This is a genomic window from Aeromonas sp. QDB18, from assembly GCF_027705325.1.
GTDB classification, from domain to species: domain Bacteria; phylum Pseudomonadota; class Gammaproteobacteria; order Enterobacterales; family Aeromonadaceae; genus Aeromonas; species Aeromonas caviae.
The window spans coordinates 1-12,426 of record NZ_JAPDBQ010000129.1; the positions used below are offsets into that span (position 1 = coordinate 1).

The 12,426-nt window shown below is 56.7% G+C and carries 9 protein-coding genes and 1 tRNA gene; all 10 read left to right on the forward strand.

The features are described 5' to 3' along the window. Positions 1-93, forward strand: a 93-nt coding sequence (locus OKC30_RS16385; RefSeq protein WP_131867864.1) for a hypothetical protein, incomplete at its 5' end; no start/stop codon positions are given. A gap of 52 nt (positions 94-145) precedes the next feature. Continuing rightward, a tRNA-Trp gene (locus tag OKC30_RS16390) sits at positions 146-222 on the forward strand. 60 nt (positions 223-282) lie between these two features. Then, positions 283-654, forward strand: coding sequence for a preprotein translocase subunit SecE (secE, locus tag OKC30_RS16395; protein ID WP_010675960.1), 372 nt, complete (start codon positions 283-285; stop codon positions 652-654). A 9-nt stretch (positions 655-663) separates the two neighbouring features. Then, the gene (gene nusG, locus OKC30_RS16400; RefSeq protein WP_010675959.1) at positions 664-1,215 is read left to right on the forward strand and encodes a transcription termination/antitermination protein NusG; all 552 of its coding nucleotides are present in this window, start codon (positions 664-666) and stop codon (positions 1,213-1,215) included. A gap of 134 nt (positions 1,216-1,349) precedes the next feature. Then, positions 1,350-1,778, forward strand: a complete 429-nt coding sequence (rplK, locus tag OKC30_RS16405) for a 50S ribosomal protein L11 (protein WP_005306313.1) — start codon at positions 1,350-1,352, stop codon at positions 1,776-1,778. A gap of 4 nt (positions 1,779-1,782) precedes the next feature. Continuing rightward, on the forward strand, positions 1,783-2,484 hold the full coding sequence (gene rplA, locus OKC30_RS16410; RefSeq protein ID WP_160839010.1) for a 50S ribosomal protein L1: 702 nt from the start codon (positions 1,783-1,785) through the stop codon (positions 2,482-2,484). A gap of 256 nt (positions 2,485-2,740) precedes the next feature. Further along, positions 2,741-3,241 carry a 50S ribosomal protein L10 gene (gene rplJ, locus OKC30_RS16415; RefSeq protein WP_005339895.1) on the forward strand — a complete coding sequence of 167 codons (501 nt, stop codon included), beginning with the start codon at positions 2,741-2,743 and terminating at the stop codon, positions 3,239-3,241. Between the two features lie 51 nt (positions 3,242-3,292). After that, positions 3,293-3,658 (forward strand): 50S ribosomal protein L7/L12, encoded by a 366-nt coding sequence (gene rplL / locus OKC30_RS16420; protein ID WP_010675957.1) that lies wholly within the window; start codon positions 3,293-3,295, stop codon positions 3,656-3,658. A gap of 223 nt (positions 3,659-3,881) precedes the next feature. Beyond that, the gene (rpoB, locus tag OKC30_RS16425; protein WP_010675956.1) at positions 3,882-7,910 is read left to right on the forward strand and encodes a DNA-directed RNA polymerase subunit beta; all 4,029 of its coding nucleotides are present in this window, start codon (positions 3,882-3,884) and stop codon (positions 7,908-7,910) included. Between the two features lie 91 nt (positions 7,911-8,001). After that, positions 8,002-12,306, forward strand: a complete 4,305-nt coding sequence (rpoC, locus tag OKC30_RS16430; RefSeq protein WP_010675955.1) for a DNA-directed RNA polymerase subunit beta' — start codon at positions 8,002-8,004, stop codon at positions 12,304-12,306. Positions 12,307-12,426: the final 120 nt, after the last annotated feature.

Here is a 12,426-nt window from a genome sequence, read left to right on the forward strand (position 1 = left end):
GCCCCGATCGCGATGGACGACGGCCTGCGTTTCGCCATCCGTGAAGGTGGCCGTACCGTAGGTGCTGGTGTTGTAGCCAAAGTTATCGCTTAATCTTGGCTTACATAAATAAAGCAAAGCCCCTATAATAGGGGCTTTCTTATGCAGGGGCGTAGTTCGAATTGGTAGAACAGCGGTCTCCAAAACCGATGGTTGCGGGTTCGAGTCCTGCCGCCCCTGCCATATACCTCGGCTCGTACGGGGCTTTTGTGTCTTTGGTTACGTCAGATACAGGTGGGTTGTATGAGTGTTAGTTCTGAGGGTCAGGGCGGAAGCAAGGATACCCTGCTTTGGGGCCTGGTTTTCATCATCCTGGCGGCCGCTGTAGTGGGCAATTACCTGCTGAGCGACGTTATTGCTGCCGTCCGCGCCCTGGGTGTGGTCGTTGTCATCGCTGCTGCCGGTGCAGTGGCCCTGCAAACCACCAAGGGCAAGGCAACACTGGCGTTTGCCCGTGAGTCTCGCCTGGAAGTCCGCAAGGTCGTATGGCCGACCCGTCAGGAAGCCATTCAGACAACCCTGATTGTGCTGGCGGTGACTGCCGTGATGGGGCTGCTGCTGTTCGTGTTGGACGGCGCCTTGGTCTGGTTGGTCAACCTGATTACCGGTGTGTAAGGATAAGCCATGACTGAACAACGTGAACAGCGTATGAGATGGTATGTCGTGCAGGCATTTTCCGGCTACGAAGGCCGTGTTGCCAAATCCCTGCGTGAACATATCAAGATGCATGGCATGGAAGAGCTGTTTGGTGAAGTGCTGGTCCCGACCGAAGAAGTGGTCGAGATGCGTGCTGGCCAGAAGCGCAAGAGTGAGCGCAAATTTTTCCCGGGATACGTCCTGGTCCAGATGGTGATGGATGAAACCACATGGCACCTGGTACGCAATGTACCACGTGTAATGGGTTTCATCGGCGGTACCTCCGATCGCCCTGCTCCTATCTCCGATAAGGAAGCGGATGCCATCCTCAATCGTCTGCAAGATGCCCACGACAAGCCGCGTCCGAAAACCCTGTTTGAACCGGGTGAGATGGTCCGGGTTGCCGATGGTCCGTTCGCCGACTTCAACGGTACCGTTGAAGAGGTGGACTACGAAAAGAGCCGCGTGAAGGTCTCCGTACTGATCTTCGGCCGCTCAACGCCGGTAGAACTGGATTTTGGTCAGGTCGAAAAAGGCTGATTAATCTGTGTACGTTTAACGGTTGTCAGGGGCAGCGATTATCTCTATAATTCGCTGCCCCTTTATTTGTTGGGGAGCCGTTTGCAGGAGCATGTCTCCGAGGCGTTAGAACCCATTTTTGAGGTATTTTTGTAATGGCTAAGAAAGTCACAGCTTATATCAAGCTGCAAGTTAAGGCTGGCAGTGCTAACCCCAGCCCTCCCGTTGGTCCCGCTCTGGGTCAGCACGGCGTGAACATCATGGAATTCTGTAAGGCGTTCAACGCCCGTACAGAAAAGCTGGAAAAAGGTTCTCCGACTCCGGTCGTGATCACCGTTTACAGCGACCGTTCCTTCACCTTCGAAACCAAGACTCCGCCCGCTTCCTTCCTGCTGAAGAAAGCCGCTGGTATCCAGTCTGGTTCTGCCAAGCCGAACAAAGACAAGGTTGGTAAGGTGACTGTGGCTCAGCTGCAAGAAATCGCCAAGACCAAAGAGCCGGATATGACTGGTGCCGATCTGGATGCAAAAGTACGTTGCATCGCCGGTTCCGCTCGTTCCATGGGCCTGGTAGTGGAGGAGTAAGACAATGGCTAAACTGTCCAAGCGTATGCGCGTTATTCGCGAAAAAGTTGACGGTACCAAAGAGTACTCCATCAACGAAGCCATTGCCCTGCTGAAAGAACTGGCTACTGCCAAGTTCGTTGAAAGCGTTGACGTTGCCGTTAACCTGGGTATCGATGCTCGTAAATCCGATCAGAACGTACGTGGTGCAACTGTACTGCCGCACGGTACCGGTCGTGACATCCGTGTCGCCGTGTTCACCCAGGGTGCCAACGCCGAAGCCGCCAAGGCTGCCGGTGCTGAACTGGTTGGTATGGACGACCTGGCCGAGCTGGTCAAGAAAGGCGAGATGAACTTCGACGTCGTCATCGCATCCCCGGATGCCATGCGTGTTGTTGGTCAACTGGGTCAAATCCTGGGCCCGCGCGGTCTGATGCCGAACCCGAAAGTGGGTACCGTCACTCCGAACGTAGCCGAAGCCGTCAAGAACGCCAAGGCTGGTCAGGTTCGTTACCGTAACGACAAGAACGGTATCATTCACACCACCCTGGGCAAAGTTTCCTTCAACGAAGCTCAGTTGAAAGAGAACCTGGAAGCGCTGCTGGTTGCCTTGAAGAAGGCCAAGCCGTCCTCCGCCAAGGGTGTATTCATCAAGAAAGTCAGCATCTCCACCACCATGGGTGCCGGTGTTGCCGTAGACCAAGCTTCTCTGGAAGCTCAGGCCTAATTGATGGGTTTTACAAGGCGCAAAATTTAATCTATAATTTTGCGCCTTGATTGGTTGGGGGTTTCGACCTCCGTCCAAGACCGCAGGAGGCTGCAAAGCCTTAATGTTTCCTGCGTAGACGGTGCCGGAAACCCAGCGAGAAAGATTCTTTCTCTTCTGGAATCCTGCTACCGCATCGTTCCCCTCTGTTGTAAAGGTAGGGGGGATGTGTCAGTACTGGGTCAATAGACCCGGATTCAATCCAGGAGTTAAGCCAATGGCATTGGGACTCGAAGACAAAAAGGCAATTGTTGCTGAAGTCAACGAAGCTGCCAAAGGCGCTCTTTCTGCAGTTGTAGCCGATTCTCGCGGCGTCACTGTAGACAAGATGACCGTCCTGCGTAAGACCGCTCGTGAAGCTGGTGTGTACATGCGCGTTGTGCGTAACACCCTGCTGCGTCGCGCGGTAGAAGGTACCGAATACGAGTGCCTGAACGACGCATTTACCGGTCCTACCTTGATTGCTTTCTCTAACGAACACCCGGGCGCTGCCGCTCGTCTGTTCAAAGAGTTTGCCAAAGCGAACCAAAAGTTCGAAATCAAGGCTGGCGCTTTTAACGGTGAGTTTATCGCCGCAGCACAAATTGATCGTCTGGCCACGCTGCCGACTTACGAAGAAGCAATTGCGAAGTTGATGGCTACCATGAAGGAAGCCTCTGCTGGCAAGCTGGTTCGTACTATCGCTGCTGTTCGCGACCAGAAACAAGCTGCTGCTTGATTCTCGCCTATCTAGGCTGTTTGAGTTTATTCAACATCAGGAATTTTTGTCATGTCTATCACTAAAGACCAAATCATCGAAGCCGTTGCTTCCATGTCCGTAATGGAAGTTGTTGAGCTGATCGAAGCTATGGAAGAGAAGTTCGGTGTTTCTGCCGCTGCTGCCGTCATGGCCGGCCCGGCTGCTGCTGAAGCAGTAGAAGAGAAGACCGAGTTCGACGTAGTTCTGACTGCTGCTGGCGCCAACAAAGTTGCCGTCATCAAGGCCGTTCGTGGCGCTACCGGTCTGGGCCTGAAAGAAGCCAAGGACCTGGTAGAAGCTGCTCCGACCAATCTGAAAGAAGCCGTGTCCAAGGACGAAGCTGAAGCTCTGAAGAAAGAGCTGGAAGCTGCCGGTGCTTCTGTTGAGATCAAATAATCTGCATTTATGTAGATTAGCCTGATAAAACAGGCTAAGGCTGGTGAATCTTTATTCACCAGCCTTTTTGCGCTGTAGACTGAGAGTATTTCACACCGTTCACGACTCTCGGTGCACCAGCAATCCGGACCGCCTCATCGTCCGGGCCAACACAAAACGGTGTTGAGACAGAGCTGTCCCGTGGGGACAGAGTGGGTCACTTATCAGCGAGCTGAGGAACCCTATGGTTTACTCTTATACCGAAAAAAAACGCATACGTAAGGACTTCGGTAAGCGAGACCAGGTACTGGACACGCCTTATCTGTTGTCCATTCAGCTGGACTCCTTCAAGCAGTTCATCGAGGCTGACCCGGAAGGTGAGTACGGCCTAGAAGCCGCCTTCCGTAGCGTTTTCCCGATCACCAGTTACTCCGGTAGTGCTGAGCTTCAGTATGTCAGCTATCGCCTGGGTGAGCCGGTATTTGACGTAAAAGAATGCCAGATCCGTGGAGTGACCTACTCCGCGCCGCTGCGTGTCAAGCTTCGTATGGTTCTGTACGACCGTGAAGCAGCTGCCGGCACCGTCAAAGACATCAAGGAACAAGAAGTTTACATGGGCGAAATTCCGCTCATGACCGAAAACGGCACCTTTGTCATCAATGGTACCGAGCGGGTCATCGTCTCCCAGCTGCACCGCAGCCCGGGCGTCTTCTTCGACCACGATAAAGGCAAAACACATTCATCCGGTAAGGTGCTTTATAACGCTCGCGTTATCCCCTACCGTGGCTCCTGGCTGGACTTCGAGTTCGATGCGAAAGACAACCTGTTTGTCCGTATCGACCGTCGTCGTAAACTGCCAGCCTCCATTATTCTGCGCGCCCTGGACTTCAGCTCCGAAGAAATCCTGGCCACCTTCTTCGAGACCATCGGTTTCGAAGTGAAAGATGGCAAGTTGATGATGGATCTGGTGCCCGAGCGCCTGCGTGGCGAGACCGCGACATTCGACATCATTGCCAATGGCGCCGTGGTGGTCGAGACCGGTCGTCGTGTCACTGCCCGTCACATCCGTCAGCTGGAAAAAGACGGCATCACTCAGATCGAGGTGCCGGTAGAGTATGTTGTTGGCAAAGTTGCAGCCAAGAACTATGCACATCCGCAGACTGGTGAAATGGTCGTGACTGCCAACCAGGCCCTGAGCCTGGAAGCAGTTGCCAACCTGTCCCAAGCCGGCTTCAAGCACTTCGAGGTTCTGTTCACCAACGAACTGGACCACGGTGCCTACATGTCCGAGACCCTGCGTATCGACTCCAGCTCCAGCCGCCTGGAAGCTCTGGTCGAGATCTATCGCATGATGCGTCCGGGCGAGCCGCCCACTCGCGAAGCGGCCGAACAGCTGTTCGAGAACCTGTTCTTCTCGTCCGAGCGTTACGACCTGTCTACCGTAGGTCGGATGAAGTTCAACCGCCGTCTGGGTCGTGAAGACGAGACTGGCGTTGGCGTGCTGACCAAGGACGATATCGTCGAGGTCATGAAGCGCCTGATCGACATCCGTAACGGTAACGACGAAGTGGACGATATCGACCACCTGGGTAACCGTCGTATTCGTTCCGTCGGTGAAATGGCCGAGAACCAGTTCCGTGTCGGTCTGGTCCGTGTCGAGCGTGCGGTGAAGGAGCGCCTGTCTCTGGGCGATCTGGACACCTTGATGCCGCAGGATCTGATCAACGCCAAGCCGATCTCCGCCGCGGTCAAAGAGTTCTTTGGTTCCAGCCAGCTGTCCCAGTTCATGGACCAGAACAACCCGCTGTCCGAAGTGACCCACAAGCGCCGTATCTCCGCGCTGGGCCCGGGCGGTTTGACCCGTGAGCGTGCCGGTTTCGAAGTTCGAGACGTACACCCGACCCACTACGGTCGTCTGTGTCCCATCGAAACGCCGGAAGGTCCGAACATCGGTCTGATCAACTCGCTGTCCGTGTATTCCCGCACCAACGAGTACGGTTTCCTCGAGACCCCGTACCGCAAGGTGATCGACGGTGTGATCACCGACGAAGTGGATTACCTGTCTGCGATTGAAGAAGGCAAGTACGTGATCGCACAGGCCAACGCCGCGACCACCGAAGATGGCCGTCTGAAAGATGAATTGATCCCGTGCCGTCACAAAGGTGAATCCACCTTTATGAACGCCGACCAGATCCAGTACATGGACGTGAGCCCGCAACAGATCGTCTCTGTGGCAGCGGCCCTGATCCCGTTCCTGGAACACGATGACGCGAACCGCGCATTGATGGGTTCAAACATGCAACGTCAGGCTGTACCGACCCTGCGCGCTGACAAGCCGCTGGTTGGTACCGGTATGGAACGCGCAGTGGCCGTTGACTCCGGTGTGACCGTAGTGGCCAAGCGTGGCGGCATGATCGACTATGTCGATGCCTCCCGTATCGTTATCAAGGTCAACGAAGATGAGCTGCTGCCTGGCGAAGCCGGCATCGACATCTACAGCCTGACCAAATACACCCGTTCCAACCAGAACACCTGTATCAACCAGCGTCCGTGCGTGATGTTGGGTGAGCCGGTGATGGCGGGTGACGTGCTGGCTGACGGCCCGTCCACCGATCTTGGTGAACTGGCGCTGGGTCAGAACCTGCGCGTCGCGTTCATGCCGTGGAACGGTTACAACTTCGAAGACTCGATCCTGGTGAACGAGCGTGTTGTTCAGGAAGATCGCCTGACCACCATTCACATCCAGGAACTGGCCTGTATCTCCCGTGACACCAAGCTGGGTCCGGAAGAGATCACTGCTGACATCCCGAACGTGGGTGAAGCCGCACTGTCCAAGCTGGACGAGTCCGGTATCGTCTACGTGGGTGCCGAAGTGAAGGGCGGCGATATCCTGGTCGGCAAGGTAACGCCGAAAGGTGAAACCCAGCTGACTCCGGAAGAGAAGCTGCTGCGCGCCATCTTCGGTGAGAAGGCGTCCGACGTGAAGGACTCTTCCCTGCGTGTACCAAACGGTGTGTACGGTACCGTGGTTGACGTGCAGGTCTTTACCCGCGATGGCGTGGAAAAAGACAAGCGCGCCAAAGAAATCGAAGAGATGCAGCTGAAGGAAGCGAAGAAGGACTTGACCGAAGAGTTCAAGATCCTGGAAGACGGCATTTTCGGCCGTTCCCGCAACCTGCTGCTGGCCGCCGGTTACAGCGAAGATCGTCTGAACAAGCTCGATCGTTCCAAGTGGTTTGAGCTGGCCATCGAAGATGAAGCCAAGCAAATCGAGCTGGAGCAGATCGCTGAACAGCACGTTGAGCTGAAGGCCGAGTTCGACAAGAAATTCGAGAACAAGCGTCGCAAGATCATCCAGGGCGATGACCTGGCGCCGGGCGTACTGAAGATCGTCAAGGTCTATCTGGCCGTCAAGCGTCGCATCCAGCCGGGTGACAAGATGGCGGGCCGTCACGGTAACAAGGGTGTTATTTCCAAGATCTGTCCGGTCGAGGATATGCCCCATGACGAGTACGGCCGTCCGGTCGACATCGTACTGAACCCGCTGGGTGTACCGTCTCGTATGAACATCGGTCAGATCCTCGAAGTGCACCTGGGCCTCGCGGCCAAGGGCATCGGCGAGAAGATCGACCGCATGATCAAAGAACAGCGCGAGCTGCACGAGATGCGCGAGTTCCTGCAACAGGTCTATGACCTGGGCGAGAAGGACTCCCAGCAAGTGAACATTGCTGAACTGTCTGACGACGACGTGCGTACCCTGGTGGGTAACCTGCGTAAAGGTCTGCCGGTGGCTACACCTGTCTTTGATGGTGCCAAAGAGCGCGAAATCAAAGCCTTGCTGAAGCTGGCCGATCTGCCGGAATCCGGTCAGATCTCCCTGTTCGACGGTCGTACCGGTAACGCCTTCGAGCGCAAGGTCACCGTGGGTTACATGTACATGCTGAAGCTGAACCACCTGGTAGACGACAAGATGCACGCGCGTTCTACCGGTTCCTACAGCTTGGTTACCCAGCAGCCGCTGGGTGGTAAGGCGCAGTTCGGTGGTCAGCGGTTCGGTGAGATGGAAGTGTGGGCCCTGGAGGCTTACGGTGCGGCATATACCCTGCAGGAAATGCTGACCGTCAAGTCTGACGATGTGAACGGCCGTACCAAGATGTACAAGAACATCGTGGATGGCGACCACCGTATGGAGCCGGGCATGCCCGAATCCTTCAACGTATTGCTGAAGGAAATCCGCTCTCTGGGTATCAACATCGAGCTGGACGAAGAGTAAGAGCTCGCTCTTATTGTTCGAGAATTGACGTGGGCGCCCCGCTGTTTCGGCAGCCGGGGCGCCGAGGTTAGACTCCTGACAGGGGAAACACGTGAAAGACTTACTCAAGTTTTTGAAGGCTCAGACCAAGACCGAAGAGTTTGACAGTATCAAGATCGGTCTGGCCTCTCCTGACATGATCCGCTCCTGGTCATTCGGTGAGGTCAAAAAGCCTGAGACCATCAACTACCGGACTTTCAAGCCGGAGCGTGATGGTCTGTTCTGCGCCCGTATCTTCGGACCGGTGAAGGACTACGAGTGTCTGTGCGGCAAGTACAAGCGCCTGAAACACCGTGGTGTGATCTGCGAGAAGTGCGGTGTAGAAGTGACCCAGACCAAGGTCCGTCGTGAGCGCATGGGCCACATCGAGCTGGCCAGCCCGACTGCCCACATCTGGTTCCTAAAGTCCCTGCCGTCCCGTATCGGTCTGCTGCTGGACATGACCCTGCGTGACATCGAGCGCGTGCTGTATTTCGAATCCTATGTAGTGATCGAACCCGGCATGACCAACCTCGAGCGCAGCCAGATGCTCTCCGAAGAGAACTATCTGGACGCACTGGAAGAGTGGGGCGACGAATTCGACGCCAAGATGGGTGCCGAGGCCATTCTGGCTCTGCTGCGCGCCATCGATCTGGAAGGCGAAGTCAAAGCCATGCGTGAGGAGCTGGATCAGACCAACTCCGAGACCAAGCGCAAGAAGACCACCAAGCGTCTGAAGCTGATGGAAGCCTTCCTGCAATCCGGCAACAAGCCGGAGTGGATGATCATGACAGTGCTGCCCGTGCTGCCGCCGGACCTGCGTCCGCTGGTACCGCTGGACGGCGGTCGTTTCGCGACCTCCGATCTGAACGATCTGTACCGTCGCGTGATCAACCGTAACAACCGCTTGAAGCGCCTGCTGGACCTGGCTGCGCCGGACATCATCGTGCGCAACGAAAAGCGCATGCTGCAAGAGTCCGTGGATGCCCTGCTGGACAACGGCCGTCGTGGTCGTGCCATCACCGGTTCCAACAAGCGCCCGCTGAAATCCCTGGCCGACATGATCAAGGGTAAGCAAGGTCGTTTCCGTCAGAACCTGCTGGGTAAGCGTGTCGACTACTCCGGTCGTTCCGTTATCACCGTAGGTCCGACCCTGCGTCTGCATCAGTGCGGTCTGCCGAAGAAGATGGCACTTGAGCTGTTCAAGCCCTTCATCTACGGCAAGCTGGAATCCCGCGGTCTGGCGACCACCATCAAGGCCGCCAAGAAGATGGTGGAGCGCGAAGAAGCCGTCGTTTGGGACATCCTGGACGAAGTGATCCGCGAACACCCGGTTCTGCTGAACCGTGCACCGACCCTGCACCGTCTGGGTATCCAAGCGTTTGAACCGACCCTGATCGAAGGCAAGGCCATCCAGCTGCACCCGCTCGTCTGTGCCGCCTATAACGCGGACTTCGACGGTGACCAGATGGCGGTCCACGTACCGCTGACCCTGGAAGCCCAGCTGGAAGCGCGCGCCCTGATGATGTCCACCAACAACATCCTGTCGCCTGCCTCCGGTGAGCCGATCATCGTTCCTTCCCAGGACGTGGTCTTGGGTCTGTATTACATGACCCGTGCCCGTATCAACGCCAAGGGCGAAGGTATGGTGCTGTCCGGCCCGAAAGAGGCCGAGAAGGTGTACCGTGCCGGTCTGGCCGACCTGCATGCTCGCGTCAAGTGCCGCATCACCGAGTACGTGAAGAACGAAGCCGGTGAGCTGGTTGCCAAGACCGAGATGAAGAACACCACCGTTGGTCGTGCGATCCTGAGCCTGATCCTGCCCAAAGGCATGGAATACGCGCTGATCGACGAGCCCAAGGTACTGACTGCTGCAGAGCAGGCTGACCTGGACGCCAACCCACAGAACTGGATCAAGTGCGTCTCCAACAAGGCGCTGGGCAAAAAGCTCATCTCCCGTCTGCTGAACACCTGCTATCGCAAGCAGGGCCTGAAGGATACCGTCATCTTCGCTGACCAGCTGATGTATACCGGTTTCCACTACGCGGCCCTGTCCGGTGCCTCTGTTGGTATCGATGACATGGTCATCCCGGATGCCAAGAAAGACATCATCGCTGCTGCAGAAGCCGAAGTTGCCGAGATCCAGGACCAGTTCCTGTCCGGTCTGGTGACCGCGGGCGAACGTTACAACAAGGTTATCGATATCTGGGCCAGCGCGAACGATCGCGTCTCCAAGGCCATGATGGACAACCTTTCCAAGGAGCGTAACGTCAACTCCCTGGGCGATGAGGAAGAGCAAGCCTCCTTCAACAGCATCTTCATGATGGCCGACTCTGGTGCGCGGGGCTCCGCCGCCCAGATCCGTCAGCTGGCCGGTATGCGTGGCCTGATGGCGAAGCCGGATGGCTCCATCATCGAAACGCCGATCGTGGCGAACTTCCGTGAAGGTCTGAACGTACTGCAGTACTTCATCTCCACTCACGGTGCTCGTAAAGGTCTGGCGGATACCGCACTGAAGACAGCGAACTCCGGTTACCTGACCCGTCGTCTGGTTGACGTGGCCCAGGACATGGTGATCACCGAGGACGATTGCGGCACTACCGACGGTCTGTGGATGACTCCGCTGATCGAGGGTGGCGACGTGGTCGAGCCGCTGCGTGAGCGCGTGTTGGGTCGTGTGGTGGCCGAAGACGTGATCAAGCCGGGTACCGAGGATGAAGTGCTGGTAGCGCGCAACACCCTGCTCGACGAGCAGCTGTGTGACCTGCTGGAGCGCAACTCCGTCGACCGCGTGAAGGTACGTTCTGCCATCACCTGTGAGACCGACTTCGGTAACTGTGCTCACTGCTACGGCCGTGATCTGGCCCGTGGTCACCTGGTTAACAAGGGTGAGGCTGTCGGTGTTATCGCCGCTCAGTCCATCGGTGAACCGGGTACCCAGCTGACGATGCGTACCTTCCACATCGGTGGTGCCGCATCCCGAGCGGCTGCCGAGAGCAGCATCCAGGTGAAGAACACCGGTAGCATCAAGTTGCAGAACGCCAAGTTCGTTCTGAACAACTCTGACAAGCTGGTTATCACCTCCCGTTCTACCGAGCTGACCATCATGGACGAGATGGGCCGTACCAAGGAAAGCCACAAGCTGCCTTACGGTTCCGTGCTGGAAGTGAAGGATGGCGAAGCGGTGAACGCCGGTGATACCGTCGCGAACTGGGACCCGCACACCCACCCGATCATCACCGAAGTAGCGGGTCGCCTGCACTTCGAACACATGATCGACGGTGTGACCATCACTCGTCAGACCGACGAGCTGACCGGTCTCTCTTCCATCGTCGTGCTGGATGTCAACGAGCGTCCGAGCGCCGGTAAAGAGATGCGTCCGACCGTGAAACTGGTCGATCTGAACGGCAAGGATGTGATGATCCCGGGCACCGACGTTCCCGCCCAGTACTTCCTGCCGGGCAAGGCGATCGTGAACCTGGAAGATGGTGCTAACGTGGGCGTGGGTGACGCGGTTGCGCGTATCCCGCAAGAGTCCAGCGGTACCAAGGACATCACCGGTGGTCTGCCGCGCGTTGCGGATCTGTTCGAAGCACGTCAGCCGAAAGAGCCGGCCATCCTGGCCGAGATCTCCGGTACCATCTCCTTCGGGAAAGAGACCAAGGGCAAACGCCGTCTGGTCATCACCCCGACCGATGGTGGCGAGATCTACGAAGAGATGATTCCGAAATGGCGTCACCTCAACGTGTTCGAAGGTGAAAAAGTTGAGAAGGGTGAAGTGCTGGCGGACGGTCCCGAGTCTGCTCATGACATCCTGCGTCTGCGCGGTATCAGCCCGGTCGCCAACTACATCGCCAACGAAGTGCAGGACGTTTACCGTCTGCAAGGCGTTAAGATCAACGACAAGCACATCGAAGTCATCGTGCGTCAGATGCTTCGCAAGTGCGAGATCCTGAGCGCTGGTGACACCGACCTGATCGAAGGTGAGCAGGTTGAAGTGGCCCGTGTGAAGATCGCCAACCGTAAACTGGTTGCCGAAGGGAAGACCCCGGCTACCTACCGTCATATCCTGATGGGTATTACCAAGGCATCTCTGAGCACCGAGTCCTTCATCTCCGCGGCTTCCTTCCAGGAGACCACCCGCGTGCTGACCGAAGCAGCCGTTGGTGGCAAGCGTGATGAACTGCGCGGCCTGAAAGAGAACGTGATCGTGGGTCGTCTGATCCCGGCTGGTACCGGCTTTGCCTACCACCACAGCCGCATCAACCAGCGTGCCGCCGCAGCCCGTGCTGTCGGTGTGCCGCAGGTGACTGCCGATGAAGCTCAGCAAAACCTGGCGGATCTGCTCAACGCAGCCGGCAGTTTTGACGAAGAGTAATCTTCCGCTGCAGTGATCGAAAAGGGCTCCTTCTAGGGGCCCTTTTTTTATGGTTCATCGCGGCTTTCCGGGGAAGGCCGCCTTGATTTTCAGAAAAAAGTATTCTGAGTCCCTAAATCC